The 14,799-nt window shown below is 44.0% G+C and carries 13 protein-coding genes and 2 pseudogenes; 7 read left to right on the forward strand and 8 right to left on the reverse strand.

Features of this window, described 5'->3' with window-relative positions:
* Positions 1–73 precede the first annotated feature (73 nt).
* The 5 genes from ACYCSE_RS25410 to ACYCSE_RS25430 all read right to left on the reverse strand — a co-directional run bounded on the left by ACYCSE_RS25410 (position 74) and on the right by ACYCSE_RS25430 (position 4,448).
* Entirely contained in the window at positions 74–1,558 is a 1,485-nt protein-coding gene (locus ACYCSE_RS25410; RefSeq protein WP_459700539.1) for an alpha-N-arabinofuranosidase, read from the reverse strand.
* A gap of 319 nt (positions 1,559–1,877) precedes the next feature.
* Positions 1,878–2,156, reverse strand: a complete 279-nt coding sequence (locus tag ACYCSE_RS25415; protein ID WP_029517224.1) for a hypothetical protein — start codon at positions 2,154–2,156, stop codon at positions 1,878–1,880.
* 97 nt (positions 2,157–2,253) lie between these two features.
* Positions 2,254–2,574 carry a hypothetical protein gene (locus ACYCSE_RS25420; RefSeq protein WP_061829046.1) on the reverse strand — a complete coding sequence of 107 codons (321 nt, stop codon included), beginning with the start codon at positions 2,572–2,574 and terminating at the stop codon, positions 2,254–2,256.
* A 72-nt stretch (positions 2,575–2,646) separates the two neighbouring features.
* Complete coding sequence (locus ACYCSE_RS25425) at positions 2,647–3,591, reverse strand: Gfo/Idh/MocA family protein (RefSeq protein ID WP_254325360.1); 945 nt, start codon at positions 3,589–3,591, stop codon at positions 2,647–2,649.
* A gap of 167 nt (positions 3,592–3,758) precedes the next feature.
* A complete protein-coding gene (locus ACYCSE_RS25430; protein WP_025722249.1) occupies positions 3,759–4,448 on the reverse strand; it encodes a TerC family protein in 690 nt (229 codons plus the stop codon).
* Between the two features lie 352 nt (positions 4,449–4,800).
* Here ACYCSE_RS25430 and ACYCSE_RS25435 point away from each other — a divergent pair, with 352 nt between their 5' ends.
* Both ACYCSE_RS25435 and msrA read left to right on the forward strand, forming a co-directional pair.
* A complete protein-coding gene (locus ACYCSE_RS25435) occupies positions 4,801–5,418 on the forward strand; it encodes a TVP38/TMEM64 family protein (RefSeq protein WP_459700543.1) in 618 nt (205 codons plus the stop codon).
* Between the two features lie 180 nt (positions 5,419–5,598).
* Entirely contained in the window at positions 5,599–6,570 is a 972-nt protein-coding gene (gene msrA / locus ACYCSE_RS25440; protein WP_459700545.1) for a peptide-methionine (S)-S-oxide reductase MsrA, read from the forward strand.
* 104 nt (positions 6,571–6,674) lie between these two features.
* Here msrA and ACYCSE_RS25445 read toward each other — a convergent pair whose 3' ends face one another.
* A complete protein-coding gene (locus tag ACYCSE_RS25445; RefSeq protein ID WP_069289862.1) occupies positions 6,675–7,478 on the reverse strand; it encodes a lipid II flippase Amj family protein in 804 nt (267 codons plus the stop codon).
* A gap of 151 nt (positions 7,479–7,629) precedes the next feature.
* On the opposite strand from ACYCSE_RS25445, the gene ACYCSE_RS25450 reads away from it, so the two are divergent.
* Positions 7,630–8,079 carry a DUF2188 domain-containing protein gene (locus ACYCSE_RS25450; protein WP_069289863.1) on the forward strand — a complete coding sequence of 150 codons (450 nt, stop codon included), beginning with the start codon at positions 7,630–7,632 and terminating at the stop codon, positions 8,077–8,079.
* 66 nt (positions 8,080–8,145) lie between these two features.
* Here ACYCSE_RS25450 and ACYCSE_RS25455 read toward each other — a convergent pair whose 3' ends face one another.
* Positions 8,146–8,850 carry a YitT family protein gene (locus ACYCSE_RS25455; RefSeq protein ID WP_013310869.1) on the reverse strand — a complete coding sequence of 235 codons (705 nt, stop codon included), beginning with the start codon at positions 8,848–8,850 and terminating at the stop codon, positions 8,146–8,148.
* Between the two features lie 460 nt (positions 8,851–9,310).
* Positions 9,311–10,201, reverse strand: coding sequence for a DMT family transporter (locus tag ACYCSE_RS25460; RefSeq protein WP_459700547.1), 891 nt, complete (start codon positions 10,199–10,201; stop codon positions 9,311–9,313).
* A gap of 302 nt (positions 10,202–10,503) precedes the next feature.
* On the opposite strand from ACYCSE_RS25460, the gene ACYCSE_RS25465 reads away from it, so the two are divergent.
* The 4 genes and pseudogenes from ACYCSE_RS25465 (at position 10,504) to ACYCSE_RS25480 (ending at position 14,789) form a co-directional block, all read left to right on the forward strand.
* Positions 10,504–10,905 (forward strand): hypothetical protein, encoded by a 402-nt coding sequence (locus ACYCSE_RS25465; protein WP_069289864.1) that lies wholly within the window; start codon positions 10,504–10,506, stop codon positions 10,903–10,905.
* Between the two features lie 217 nt (positions 10,906–11,122).
* Positions 11,123–12,588 (forward strand): annotated as a pseudogene (locus ACYCSE_RS25470) (spore germination protein).
* Positions 12,581–13,671: pseudogene (locus ACYCSE_RS25475) on the forward strand (GerAB/ArcD/ProY family transporter). The pseudogenes ACYCSE_RS25470 and ACYCSE_RS25475 overlap by 8 nt, the downstream one beginning before the upstream one ends.
* A complete protein-coding gene (locus ACYCSE_RS25480; protein ID WP_459700549.1) occupies positions 13,668–14,789 on the forward strand; it encodes a Ger(x)C family spore germination protein in 1,122 nt (373 codons plus the stop codon). Before ACYCSE_RS25475 ends, ACYCSE_RS25480 begins: the two are co-directional and overlap by 4 nt.
* Positions 14,790–14,799: the final 10 nt, after the last annotated feature.

Below are 14,799 nucleotides of genomic sequence, written 5' to 3' on the forward strand. Positions count from 1 at the left end.
GCGTTCACCTGAACGCTCTCTTTGTTCATAACCAATAATAGTGAATAATGCTTACATACCACGACCCAGTTTTTTACGGAGCAATTGTCAGCATCACTACCGACATTGGTGGCAGTGTAACATCCAAATGCTGACCTTGCAGCTGATAGGATGTGAAAGCTTCCTTTTTCACACGCTCTGGCTGATCAAACGTATTATGTGCCTGCATATCGTCGCTGGCAAGGACAACACCGCTGATCTTTTTAATCTCTTCCAGTCCTCTTAGCTCCAAATTCAAGTTTGCCGACTCGCCCGGATGGACGTTGCAAAAGCTAATATGAATATTGTCGTCCTGCGCCTTGGAGGCGGACACGCTAACTTGTGAAATAGAATCTCCGTCATATTCATAATCGCCTACCTTTACATGAACAGCCAGTGCTTGCGCATCCTGATGCACCTTAAACATTTCAAATACATGGTATGTCGGCGTCAACAGCATAGCAGGGCCTTCAGTCAGAACCATGGCTTGCAATACATTAACCATTTGAGCAATATTCGTCATCTGTATTCGATCATGGTGATTATGGAAAATGTGTAGGTGCAGCCCAGCTACCAGTGCATCGCGCATCGTATTTTGCTGATACAGGAAGCCTGGATTGGTTCCCGGTTCAGTCAGGAACCAGGTTCCCCATTCATCGACGATCAGTCCGACCCTTTTGTCAGGATCATATTGGTCCATAATGGCTGAATGACGAGTAATCAATTCATCCATATGCAATGATTTTTTCATCGTCTCGAACCATTCCGCTTCATCAAAACCGACTGCTTGCCGTTTCCCTTCCCAGTTTCCCGGGATCGTATAGTTATGCAGGCTCAAACCGTCCATAAGATGCCCAGCTTCACGCATCAACACTTCTGTCCAACGATAATCATCCACATTCGCCCCACCTGCAATCCGATAAATGCGGTTCTCGCCATAGTTACGGACATATGTCTGATAGCGGCGATACAGGTCGGCATAATATTCTGGACGCATGTTACCGCCACAACCCCAGTTTTCGTTACCCACTCCAAAATATTTGAGCTTCCATGGTTTCTCACGACCGTTTTCCTGACGCCATGCAGCCATAGGGGACTCTCCATCGAAGGTCATGTACTCTACCCACTCCGACATTTCCTGAACTGTACCACTGCCGACATTTCCACAAATATAAGGCTCTGCATCTAACAGTTCGCACAATTGAAAAAACTCATGTGTGCCAAAATGATTATTTTCAACCACACCGCCCCAATGCGTATTTACCATTCTTTTACGGTTTTCTTTTGGCCCGATACCATCTTTCCAATGATATTCATCGGCAAAACAGCCTCCCGGCCAGCGCAGCACAGGAATGTTCAGCTTTTTCAAGGCTTCCACCACATCATTACGAATTCCGTTTGTGTTCGGAATCGGTGAGTCCTCTCCAACCCATATGCCTTCATAAATGCAACGTCCAAGATGCTCAGCAAATTGTCCATAAATGTTTTTATTAATAATGCCTTGTTTCCAATCGGTATTAACAACAATAGAACCCTTCACAACAAACCCTCCCCAAAAATATTAAAATTGTTGGAACACCCATACAAATGTTTGCGCTTTCATTTTGGCCTAAATATCACTCATAACAAGATTTTCTTTCGATCATAATTTTTACGCATCATTACTTTTAGTAAACATTAATATAAATATTAATAATTAAACAAAAACATTTCACGTGTTTAATATATTTTATTGTCTACTTTTTGTCAATCGTTAAGATAATGTCCAATCAAACCAAAAAGCCTGCCATTAAGGCAGACCAAGGTATGACTATTTTAACCCGTAATCCAGGTTCAGCCGAGCCTGAGCATTGTAGCTTTTAGGCTGTACCTATCCAGCGTGAACCATGGTAACTGGGACAATTTTGAGCTGCCGCCAAAGCACGTACACGAACAATACTTCCGCTGATACCACATGTATGCCCGGACATTAACTCTTCACATTGTGAGCAGGCCAGCAGTCTGGCTTCGTACACTTCATCATTTACACATTCCATTTTGGGTCTCATGTTGGTTAGAATTCTGGTAATTTGCTCTTCCGATATCGAGATATCTCTTTCACAGCCTTTACAGGTACTTGGCACAGGTATATCTTCCATCGTAAGCTTACCCTCCCCATCAACAATGTCTTAAGTAAATATAGTGGAGTCCATGATGCCATAAATGATAACAGTATATTCTTTATTCTGGCTAGTCTTATTTCCGTTCCGACGGAAGGCTCGCAGCCGCCTCAGATACGACCATTGCCAAGTCCTCATTTCCGAACATGGACAGTACCCCTAATACCGTATCCAGCGGAATATCACCCGCTTCTTCACGCGATACAGTCAACTTGCGTACTCGTAGCAGACGCTCGTTGCTATCCTGATGCGGATATGCTTCACTATATAGTTCCTCTGGCTCCAACCCATGATTGATACACCATTGCGCAAACACAAGGATCATCATATCTTCTTCTTGCTTATAGTTTTCAATGATGGCTTCTTCTAGCTGCTTACCACGGTTATCTTCTTCCATTCATTCATTTCTCCTTCAACCTAATTCTTGATGTCTGTCTGGACTGTTAAGATCACGTTCGGACGTTCCATATTAATTACTCAAACGGCTGATCAGCTCGTCAGCCAGCATATGGCTATCCAATACTTTTCCAGCCCGTACAGCACACTCCTCTGGACGATGAATATGCTCCAGAAAATGATTTACGACTCCGGTGAATCCCCGTCTTTCCAAAATCGTATCCCAGCTTCCAAAAGCTTGCGTTAGTGGTGAATGATTTTTTTGCATAAAAACAGCCTGTTCCATATTTGTTACTTCAACAGACCGTCCTGCCCCGTGAAGCTCCAGCTTCTCTATGTCAGCTCCTGCCTGTCTACTCATACTGTAGCTTCCGGTAGCATTCCCCAGACGTACGGTCCCGAACGCAGCTTCCATATATCCTTCACTCGTCGTATTCAGACTACTATGCAGCAGCTCATAATCATCGCCACCCAGCCACAAAAGCAAATCAAGCATGTGAATTAAATCATCATAAACCGTCTGTGCCGCCGGTCTTCGGTCATATCCAGTACGGTGTTTAATGGCCGCACATTGACTGAATCCACCTGCTTCTTCTAACCATGCTTTAGCAGCTACATAATGCGGGGCAAAACGTCGATTAAAGCCCACCGCCAGCAGCACGGCCTGCGCTTCCGCAAAAGCGGTCATTTCCAGATTCTGACGAACATCATAGGACAACGGTTTATCGACATACACGGCAATCCCTTTTTCAATACACGCCATAACCAGATCAAAATGAGCTTCGGTCGCAGCATGTATAAATACAGCTTCCGGTTCCCATGCTAGCAGCTCCTTCACATCTGTCGTTCCTCTTGGCAACCTATATTGCTCCATAATGGAACTCACCGGCTCCTGTGAACGGTTCATGACACCTACAATATCTACACCTTGGTGTGCTGCCAGTAACGGTAAGTATACTTTTCGAGCAATACCACCCAGTCCTGCAATAGCTACTCTTGTCTTCGTTTGCTTGTCCATATCGTTCCCACCTCTAATCACTCATTCATCTGTTGTCTAGTTTACATGGAAGTCTGCTGACAAGCAAAGAAAAGAGACTGCTCCCGGTCCAGTTGGAGGACCTAACGGAACAGCCTCTATGGCATGAACGTTCAGCTTCAGCTAAGTTTACTTCAGTGTAAGTTAGCTTAGGCGTGCTGTGCTTGCTTTCTTGTTTTTTCACTTTTAATTTTTTTAACACGCATCCCAATGGCTACAACCAGAACCACAACCAGAACCTCAAAGCCGTATTTAACGACCCCGTTCATAAACCAGTGCGCAATCAGCGGTTCCGCCACCACCATTTTGGCAGCAGTATAAGCCAGTACAGCAGCACCAATCGTAATAACTACTGGGTAACGTTCAGTCAGCTTCAAGATAATCGTACTTCCCCACACCATGATTGGAACGGAGATTGCCAGACCCAGTATAACAAGCAGCATGTTTCCATGAGCTGCTCCCGCAACAGCAAGTACATTGTCGAGGCCCATCATCGTATCCGCGATAATAATCGTGCGGATCGCTGCCCACATTTGATTCGTAGCCGAAATTTCATGTTTTTTCTCTTCGACCAGCAACTTATAGGCAATATAGATAAGTGCGAGTCCCCCAATCAAACGCAATCCGTAAATTTGCAATAAATACGTGACCAGCACTGTAGCAATCACCCGAATGATGACCGCTCCGACCGTCCCCCAAATAATGACCTTCTTTTGATTGGCCTTATCAACATTGCGAGCCGCCAAACCGATTACGATCGCATTGTCACCAGCTAGCACCAGATCAATGATAATGATGGATACTAATGCGGTTAAAAACTCAATTGACAAAAAATCCATACGTTTCTCCCACCTTTTTTTATTTATTTGTTATACTGTACATAGTTCAGCGCTTTATACTAAAAAAGCGCCATTTCACGGAATCCGGAAACGGCGCTTGACCCAAATTCGGCATCAAAAAAAGACCATTTACCCGGATTCCTAAAATCCTGGCAAAGGTCTCGCTTACAACATTACGTTGCCAATAAAGCCGGGGATTAAAAATCCCGTAATGACGACTTTACTCGTTGAGCTACTCCCCTTTGGGAACTATTCTGTTAGTGGCAGTATAGCACACATTATTGGGAATGTGAACCCTATTTTTTTCTGTATAAGCGATAAGCCGAACAGGGATATTGAAAGAGGTATGTAAATGAAAAAATGGCTACTCGCTGCGGCTTATGTTTCGCTGCTTTGCATCGCGTTTATCTACAGATATAATTGGCTCGCCTGGGCGGACAAGCAGACCTCCTTTCCAGTTCTGCTACTACTCGCATTTTTATTCGCGCTAATTCCGTTTGTGCCTTACAAGCTGATTATCGCCTCCATTGCTTATGCCGCAGGCCCCTGGCAAGGTGCTCTGATTTGCTGGCTGGGCACTACATTGGCTGCGTTGGTCGTTTTCACTGCAGTACGTACCCTGTTCCGTGACAAAGGACGTGCCTATTTGAAGCGGGTTCCCGCATTGGAGCGCTTCAATCGAGTCATGGAGAGGGAAACTTTTGCTGCTATTCTGCTGGCTCGCCTGATTCCAGTCATCCCCCAAGCAGCGGTAAATGTATACGCTGGAGTAGCAGGGTTTCCGTTCTGGAGCTTTATCCTAGGTACAGCTATTGGCAAGCTTCCCGCAATTGCGGTGTATGCTTATGCTGGCGGCACCTTTGCAGAACACCCAATCACCGGTTTGCTCATTTTGGTGCTATATACTGCACTGGTGGGCGGCGCCTTTATACTCTACCGAAAAAGGTTTCAACGCGCCAACAGAACATAATGCGATGAGTTTGCCACCGTCTCTGTAGGAGGTTTCATTGCGATTTTTGAGGACATAGCCATTTACACTACGGATTGGTTTCTGACATTTCGTTGGATTTTGCAAAAATCTCGTATATAATTTAATTGTAAGCTATTTAAATAACAACTAATTAAACATTCTCAGATTGGAGTGACAAATATGAGCACCAACAATCCACACACGGTAGAAAAAGCAACTTTTGCAGGTGGCTGCTTCTGGTGCATGGTTTCCCCTTTTGAGGAATTACCCGGTATTTTGAAGGTTAGATCTGGATACACAGGGGGACATACCGAAAATCCTACCTATGAAGAGGTGTGTTCTGAAACAACGGGACATGTGGAAGCCGTACAGATTACATTTGACCCACAAGTATTCCCGTATGAAAAACTGTTGGAGCTCTTCTGGCAGCAGATTGATCCGACGGATGAAGGTGGACAGTTTCACGATAGAGGTTCATCCTACCAAACGGCTATTTTCTATCATAATGAAGAGCAGCGAATCAAGGCAGAAGCTTCTAAAGAAGCTTTGGCTCAAAGTGGCCGCTTCGACAAGCCGATTGCTACACCGATTCTGCCTGCGGCCACTTTTTATGAAGCAGAAGAATATCATCAGGACTATCATAAGAAGAACCCCGCTCATTACAAACGCTACCGCAAAGGTTCGGGACGTGAAGATTTTATCGAGCAAAATTGGTCCGGCAAGATTGATAAATCCGATCTTAAAGATCGGCTGACGCCTATTCAATACGAAGTAACACAAAAAAACGCGACCGAGCGCCCTTTTCAAAATGAGTTTTGGGATCATGAGGGTGAAGGCATTTACGTGGATATCGTATCAGGAGAGCCCTTGTTCAGTTCATTGGACAAATATGATGCAGGTTGCGGTTGGCCCAGCTTTACCCGTCCGCTGCACAGCTACAATGTCAAAGAAAAAACCGATCTCAGCCATTTTATGATCCGTACCGAGGTGCGAAGTCGTGAAGCTGACTCTCATTTAGGGCATGTATTCGATGATGGTCCAGGTCCAGATGGTTTGCGTTATTGCATCAATTCTGCCGCGCTCCGCTTTGTGCCTCAAGAAGATTTGGAGCGTGAAGGATACGGAGCATATAAGTCATTATTTGAAAAGTAAGTAGCCATAGAATCATTGGGGCTGACCCGCGATCTATCTTTAATAGATGATCACGGGCCAGCCTTTTTTTGGAATGGCCGCACATCATTACGTAAGCTAGCAATTTAACTCATTACCCATCCAAGCCAAATGGCTAGCGGTACTAGCAATAGCTGAGCTAATAAAGTACCTGCCAAACGCGAGATGATCATCCAACCGTACATGCTGTTCATCCGAGTTAAGGGTAGCTCCCCTCGCAGCGTTTTCTCCGACAGAACCGCCAATCTTGGATCAATTAACAAGGTCAGTAATACCGTTGCGACGCCATTGATTAGACCTGACGACATTGACATGGCTGTACCTTGAGCAGGCCACAGGAATGATGCATATAAAGCAGATACTACTCCAGTTGTATAAATGGCAGTAACAGCTATATTCAGAATAATTAGACGCTTGGGTATCGCTCCGCCAATCAGTGAGGTTAGCATGGACCAGGTAGGGCGCTTTATGTAGTAGCCTGCATGCTTCCAGCGACTTCGCAGCATTAAATGACGCACCAAAGCCGGAATAGATCCGGTATGCTCCAAATGCACAATCCATCTGGCTGACATGCGTACCACTGTTGGATACAGTAAAATAGCAAGCATGGTTCCAACGGTTGCTGCCAGCAGTACCGCATGCATATATAGTTCCAGTCTAATATCCGTTACGCCCACTTGTGCTGCAGCTTTAGCCTGATCGACCATCCCTCCGAGTAAAGGCCCCTGCGCCATGTTAGAGGTGCGTGAAACCAACAGCAGCATTCCCGCAACGGTTAACGCCAATCCAATCCGACGCGCTCGCAAACCACCAAGCCGGAGAGCATAGGACAAGCTATCTGTAGTATGAATGATGATAGTCAGCAAAAAAACAAAACCCCAGGCAAGCAAATGCTTCACTCCTTTTCCTCGTATTCTGCACACCATTATACGCTTTTTTTCAAGATACATTTTACAATATATTCATTTCTTTGATTTCCGTTTGTTTAAGCTGACAACGGGTAATACATAATACATCATCTGCTATAAGGAGTGTGCAACTATGCCTTGGAACAAACATGATTACCCTCCATCCATGAAAAACCTGGAACCTCGGGTGCGAGAAAAAGCCGTTGATATTGCTAACGCTCTACTCCGTGACGGCTATGAAGAAGGACGCTCGATTGCGATTGCCACTTCCCAAGCCGAGGAATGGAACGATAATCATCCTGCCGAGCAAGATGAGAAACCTAAAAAACATGAAAAACAGCATTCAAGCGAAAATGTACACGACCATCCTTCCGCTTCTTCCGATGAGAAGGAACCCATTCATGTGGTGCCGTACGAGGATCGCTGGGCAATCAAAGAAGAGGGATACAACCAGCCCATTTCAACCTTTAAACACAAAAACGAGGCGATTGATGAGGCTCAAAGTTTTGTAGAACGCCAACAGATTTCTGCAATTATTCATGACCGGGATGGACGCATCCATTCTACTTTAAAGCCTTCCTGATAGAAGCTGAATACAGCGAAAGGGTGTTACGAAAGAAGATTTCTCTCCTGACGTAACACCCTTTCCTTATTGACGAAGGCTGTGGACGACCGGCACTGTTTTGGCAACTACCTTTTTAGCGGGAATAGCCGCTGGCAGTACCTTTTTCACAGGTCGGTGCAGTTGGAACGTGGTCGTCCATGTAATTATTTTTCCGGCAAGCCACACAGCCAGTATTGTAAACATTGTTTCCTTCATAGGCAGATACAACAGTGATAATCCTAATACGATGATGTCACTGACAATAAACACGTTGCCGATTTTCCACCCGCGCCACTCACTGATCAGCAGAGATAAGATATCATCGCCCCCGGTTGCTCCACCGAAACGCAATACGATTCCGGCTCCCAAACCTGTAAGCACCCCACAAAGTAGAGCAGCTATCAGCAGATTTCCATGTAGATCTATAACCAGAGTCGAATACTTCTCAAATCCTGCATAAAACAGTGAAAAAGCGACGGCTCCGATTAACGCAAGCAGCATAAATCTTCTGCCCTTCAGTACCCATGCCAGCAATATGACGGGAATATCAAGCAGCAACATACTCCATGCTGGAGATATGCCAAACGCGTAATGTCCCAGCAGGGCCAAGCCTGCAAATCCGCCTTCTGACAAATGATTTTGAGCATTAATGTGATAGTACGTAAAAGCTAAAATGCATGTTCCGAGCAACATGACAGCAATCTGTCTCAATGCTCCATTGTTCACGATAGATTCGTAAGTTTTCCTCATACAGGCTCCCTCGGTTTCTCGTAAGTTTGATGTGGATGAACCCACTCTTACGGAAGCTACCGGATAAGATGTGCCTGGAGGACTTGGTCCTTCGCATGTACAATCCCCTCTTCCGCAGAGTTGGCTTTCGCAACTTGACGTTACTCCGCGGAAAAGCTAAGTATAAGACAGATCAAATCGTTTCCAAATCGTCCTTTGGGGAAGTATCCTTCGGGGACACATGGTATCCTGATCCTTTCTTTTGTGGAATAAAACTCCGACATTTCTGTGGTGCATATAATTCTATAATTTATTATACCACACCTTGTCACCTGCTAAACAGCTTGCTTTTTTGCTGCACCATATTTTATTTTATGTGTGAGCATGCTTTATTGTATGTGCGAATTAACGTATTATACCGAAGGTTTGGCGAATGTACATTTAATATAGCCCAAAGCGTATTTTATTTCTGTTTAGATTATTATCCACTTAATTTGGCGGTTCTACGCTGGTTGGCCATAAACACCCCTCCAAGTATAAGGACAAGTCCTGTAAGAACATTCCAGCCGATATGTTCATTCAGGAGCAAAAAGTCCCATACGATGGCACTTACTGGCACAAAATACGTCACCGAAGAAGCAAATTCCGCGCTCCCCCGCAAAATCATGTAATTGAACAAAATATATGCTACTCCTGATCCCAAAACTCCCAGCCCTATAAGGGAACCCAATACACCTGGATCAGAAACAATCGACAAATCAGGTCTCTCCACAATTGCCATCATAATACCCCCCCCTACCGCCGCACCAAACAGTGTCGCAAAGGTAGCCTGATACATGGAAAGATTGGAGAGAAAACGTTTGGAGAGCTGTGTTCCAAATCCATAGCAGAGAGTCGCAAGCAGCATACACCCAAAACCTACAGGATCAACAGAAATAATAGATGCAGGATTAATACCCAATAAAATAATAATTCCTATAAAAGCGAGCCCCATTCCTAACCACTGCATCCGATGAAAAATAGCCCCGAAAAAAACAAGCCCCACCAACATGGTCCATATTGGCGTGGTGGCATTCAATACAGAAGCCATACTGCTAGCTATTTTGGTCTCGCTAAAACCGATCAATGTCCATGGCAAAACCATGTTGACCAAAGCTACCAGAGTAACCGATTTCCACGGAATGCTTTTAATTTTAAACGGCCTGCGCATAAGTAGCATTAATAAGACGATAAAAATAAGTCCAAAGCTGGATCTAAGAAATACAATAGTCCACGGTCCTACTTGATGTAGCAACAACACCTTGATAAACATAAACGAACCGCCCCAAATGAGGCTCAACAATAATAAAGCTGCATATAACGAACGTGACAATATGTATACCTTCTTTCTCCACTTTCTTAAGTTAAATAGTAGAGGCTGACCGCAGTCAGAACGATCTCCTCTTTTATGTAAGTTTTTATCCATTAGCTTAACATAAACTCTGTTTGACTGTCATTGGCGATAAACTCAAGAATTCTTTACACAATGGTACATGGGTATCGCTCTCTACCACTTTTCCAATAATTGAGGATTGCTTTTGCCTTGGAAAAATCCCTATGATGAGGTATAAACAGAACATACGTTCTATATAATGATTATATATTGTATTCTTACTCGGAGTAAAGGAGATTTTTATGCCAAGCCAAAAGACACTGAACCACAAGAATAAAGCTCCTTTGCCTTCTGAAGAAGACGCAGGGCTAGTCAAGATCTGTGTACTTCTAACTCTTGTGCTGGATGTGCTGGAACGAGACATTCGTATTATACATACCTCCCCTCTAAAAATGCCTGATTTGTATGTTCGTAGCCTGACTGGAGTACAACAGCGTGTAGCTGTTCAATTAGCAGAGACAAAGGCGCGAATGAAAACACTAGGGGTTAAAATATACAGCGAAATCCGAAATCATGAAGGCGTAGAGGTTTTGTATATATGCCGCGGCTATCAAAGACGATTTTTCATGCTTTCATCCTTTGCCCGCAGCGAGGTCCGGCGGAAACTGGGACACTATCTAGGAATTGATCCGACGCAAGATTAAGCCCCCTTGTAATCTAGTCTCTAGTTCTTGCACGATTAAATTTCATTCCTTGCAAAATAACCAACCCATTTCCCATTTTCAACCTAAATTCTAGTATAAAACTATTGCATTACGCGAAGTGAAGGTGATTCAAGAATGGATAAGTCACCAGATCATGGATAAATTCAATCCATATGGCACACATTATGCCTATCTCATCCAAAAAAGGAGGGCTCTCTTGGCTGGACATGACGCAGCTTCCGTTGAATTAAACAGAAATGTTTCCTTTATTGAGCAAGCCCTTTTTTATACGGATGATTTAAAAAAACAGGCAATTTCCGTTGACGGCAAAGACGGTATGCTGCTCTATATTGATTCGCTCGTAGATCAGGAGATGATTCAAACTCATATCCTGAGTGCCTTATATGAGAAAATCGATGCAGTCTCTCATCAAATGTTCACCACCTTAAGCAGTCAAAAAGACACCGACCTTCAAAATGCTGCTGACTCACTTATTCAGGGATATTGCATTTTTATGATAAATGGGGCGGAAGAATTTTTTATCCTTTCTTCCGAAAAGACATATACTCGCAGTACGGACGAACCAGAAAACGAAGGGGTTATTCGCGGACCGCACAATGGATTCATTGAGCAGTTATCCATCAATCTGAATCTGATTCGCAAACAAATTGTCACACCGTCGCTGGTTGTACGCTACTTCTATGTGGGATCTAAAACCCGGACTAAAATCGCTATTGTCTATGTTCAAGACTTGGCTAATCCTGAGCTAGTGGAAGCAGTGAAAACGAGAATTAAAGCGATCTCCTCCGATATGGTGCTCCCCCCCCCGGTTTTATTCAAGAGTTTATTGAGGACAACCCTTTTTCCCTCTTCCCTCAACAGCTCAGCACGGAACGACCGGATCGTGTGACCGCCAATCTAATGGAGGGACGGATAGCGATTTTGGCTGAAGGTAGCCCTACTGCTCTAATAGCTCCCGTCTCTTTTTTTGCATTTTACCAAAGTCCAGATGATTATCACGGCCGTTGGATTATTAGTTCATTTCTAAGAACGATTCGAATGATGAGCTTTTTGATCGCTTTTACGCTGCCTGCCATTTACATTGCGACGATTGCTTTTCATCCAGCTATTTTGCCACTAGAGTTGGCGCATACCATTAAAAAATCGCTGGAAAATGTTCCATTCCCAGCGATTGTGGAGGCTATGCTGCTTGAATTGATCTTTGAGGTGCTACGAGAAGCCGGGGTCCGTCTACCCAGTCGGGTTGGCCAAACTATTGGAATCGTTGGTGGCCTCGTCATCGGAGATGCTATCGTTCGGGCTGGTCTCGTGTCGTATACGATGATCATCGTCGTCTCGTTAACAGCCATTTCTTCTTTTTTAGTGCCTTCTCATGAAATGAGCTCAGCGGTTCGTATCCTTCGTTTTCCGATGATGATTGCTGCAGCCTTGTTTGGATACATTGGCATTGCTTTCGGTTTACTTTTTCTTACTATCCACCTTTGCAAGCTGGAGACCTTTGGTACGCCCTACTTTGCTCCTCTTGCACCATTCCGGCTCGGTGATATGAAAGATGTTTTTATCCGCTTTCCAATTTGGACATTTCATCAGCGACCATATGATTCCCAAGCCCAAAAATTGAAGCAGCAGAACGACTCTAGGAGCTGGAAACGACGTGAATAAAGAAAGTACCATTGCATCGGGTCAACTTTTTTTTCTCATCATCAAGTTTGAGATTGGCGTAGACATTTTGTCACTTCCCTATCAGATGCACCTTTCAGCTAAAGGAGGGGGTTGGATATCTGTCATTATTGGCGGCCTTTTGATTCAACTCATTATTTTGATGTGCTGGCTTCTGCTAAGACGTTTTCCCTCCTCTTCGATTTATCAAATATAACCCAAATTACTGGTTGCTGGATTGGAAAAGCATTGACTGTGGCTTACATTGCTTACTATCTGCTTATGGGTACCTCCGTTCTTGTGAACGCATATGACGTCATCAATCGCTGGATGCTGCAATATACTCCCCGTTGGGCTATACTTGCCCTGTTTTTGTTCAGTAGCATATATCTGGTTCGCGAAAATTTAAGAACAATTGCTCGAGTGCTTGTTTTAATTTCATTTCTGATTTTTCCCATGATGCTGTTAATTAGCTATGGTATAAAGCAGTCCAACCCGCTTTATCTGCTACCTCTGACTGAGGCGGGATGGCCCCGTATTATTGTCGGTTCAAAAGAAACGCTCCTAGCGATGTTTGGTTTTGAGTTCATTCTTGTCGTCTTTCCCATGGTTGAGGGCAAAAGTATAGGCAAGCTCAAGTCAATTTTGGCAGCTAACGCGATCGTGGTACTATTGTATTGTTTTACTGTATTTACCTGTACAACCGTATTCAGCCCCCAACAGCTTGAATTAATGCCGGAGCCAGTCATTTATTTGCTCAGATCCATTCCACTGGGAACGATGGATCGGGTCGATTTTATTTTTCTGCCGATTTGGCTCATTTCGATCTTTGGTGCTATAAGTGGTTATTATTATGCGGCGTCTTACGGAATAAGCTATCTATTCAAGCAAAAGAGTCACAAAAAGGCGGTTCCCTTTGTTGTGCTCGCCTCATGTTGTATTGCCTATTTGCCTCAACGAAGAGAAGATTTCGAGCTTATTGGTTCCATAGCTAATAACTCTGCTTATCTTTTCCTAATTGTGTTCCCTTTTCTGCTGCTGATCCTATCGTATCTCTTCAAAAAAAAGGAGGGACCTGAAACATGAAAAAAAAGAGCAGAACGCTTGGAATGCTAACTCTACTCATTTTTATAACAGGCTGCTGGGATCAGGACAATTTGAAGGATGCCCGATTGGCAAATGCATCGGCTTATGATCTCACTCCTGAAGGCATGTTGCTACAAACGCTAGAGGTTGTAGACGATTCTCAAAGCAATCAAGGTAAAAGCACCAATGAAATTCACTCAGGCACCGGCCATTCCGTTCGGCAAAGTACAGACAAAATCCGAGCCAAAGTAACCGGGGATATCCGCTTTTTCAAATACGGAGTTATTCTGTATGGTACAAGCTTGGCCCGAAAAGATCTATATCCCTATCTGGATGTGTTGTATCGTGAGCCTGACCATCCGACTTCCCATGTCAAGGTAGCTATTGTAGATGGATTAGCTGGAGAAATAATAGATCAAAAAGGCATAGGTAACCTCTTAATTGGCGAATTTATAACCAAAAAAATCAGAAGCCTTGAGGAAATGTGTTTGTTCCCGGAAATGACACTGGAGACACTGCTCCCCCCAATGCTTGATCCGGGTCAAGATTTTGTGCTTCCCTATCTTTCCAAAGAAGGAGAAGATATTACAGCACGTGGAATTGCCTTATTTCACGGACAAAAATTCACAGGAAGCCTAAGTAATGAGCAAGGTGTTTTATATGTCCTGATGACTGGAAAGTGGAAAAATACAGCTCGCTTTGTAAAAAGGATACATCCAGGATCTGTCGGTGATGTGCAAAACTTTATTACGTATCAGGCTAACATTCAGAATGTCAAACGTAGCCTTAAAGTGAAAGTTCAGCGCGATGGACAAATTGATGTGGAGCTTAACCTGAAATTGCCTGTCGATATTGTTGAATATGCACGTAATCATCTTCAAGATAAAGCTAACGTACGGCGTCTAAACCGTCAACTTTCCGAAATCATGACCCAGGATGCGGAACAAATTATCCGTACACTTCAGGAAAATGGATGTGATGCCTTTGGCGTAGGCAGACAGTTGATCGCTCATCATCCAGCAGTATGGAAAAGTGTAGATTGGAATAAAGAATATCCCAATGTCCGTTTTCATCCGCAGGTCACTGTAGACATTGTCAGGAACGGCATTTTAAACTAAGCCGTTCCTG

It is taken from the genome of Paenibacillus sp. SEL1 (assembly GCF_054602535.1).

Excerpts from the sequence above, each read along its gene's own strand:
- ACYCSE_RS25430 (WP_025722249.1), bottom strand. The coding sequence starts at position 4,448 with ATGGATTTTTTGTCAATTGAGTTTTTAACCGCATTAGTATCCATCATT.
- ACYCSE_RS25480 (WP_459700549.1), top strand. The coding sequence starts at position 13,668 with ATGAAAAAAAAGAGCAGAACGCTTGGAATGCTAACTCTACTCATTTTT.
- ACYCSE_RS25415 (WP_029517224.1), bottom strand. The coding sequence starts at position 2,156 with ATGGAAGATATACCTGTGCCAAGTACCTGTAAAGGCTGTGAAAGAGAT.
- ACYCSE_RS25420 (WP_061829046.1), bottom strand. The coding sequence starts at position 2,574 with ATGGAAGAAGATAACCGTGGTAAGCAGCTAGAAGAAGCCATCATTGAA.
- ACYCSE_RS25455 (WP_013310869.1), bottom strand. The coding sequence starts at position 8,850 with ATGAGGAAAACTTACGAATCTATCGTGAACAATGGAGCATTGAGACAG.
- ACYCSE_RS25465 (WP_069289864.1), top strand. The coding sequence starts at position 10,504 with ATGCCAAGCCAAAAGACACTGAACCACAAGAATAAAGCTCCTTTGCCT.
- ACYCSE_RS25425 (WP_254325360.1), bottom strand. The coding sequence starts at position 3,591 with ATGGACAAGCAAACGAAGACAAGAGTAGCTATTGCAGGACTGGGTGGT.
- msrA (WP_459700545.1), top strand. The coding sequence starts at position 5,599 with ATGAGCACCAACAATCCACACACGGTAGAAAAAGCAACTTTTGCAGGT.
- ACYCSE_RS25450 (WP_069289863.1), top strand. The coding sequence starts at position 7,630 with ATGCCTTGGAACAAACATGATTACCCTCCATCCATGAAAAACCTGGAA.
- ACYCSE_RS25435 (WP_459700543.1), top strand. The coding sequence starts at position 4,801 with ATGAAAAAATGGCTACTCGCTGCGGCTTATGTTTCGCTGCTTTGCATC.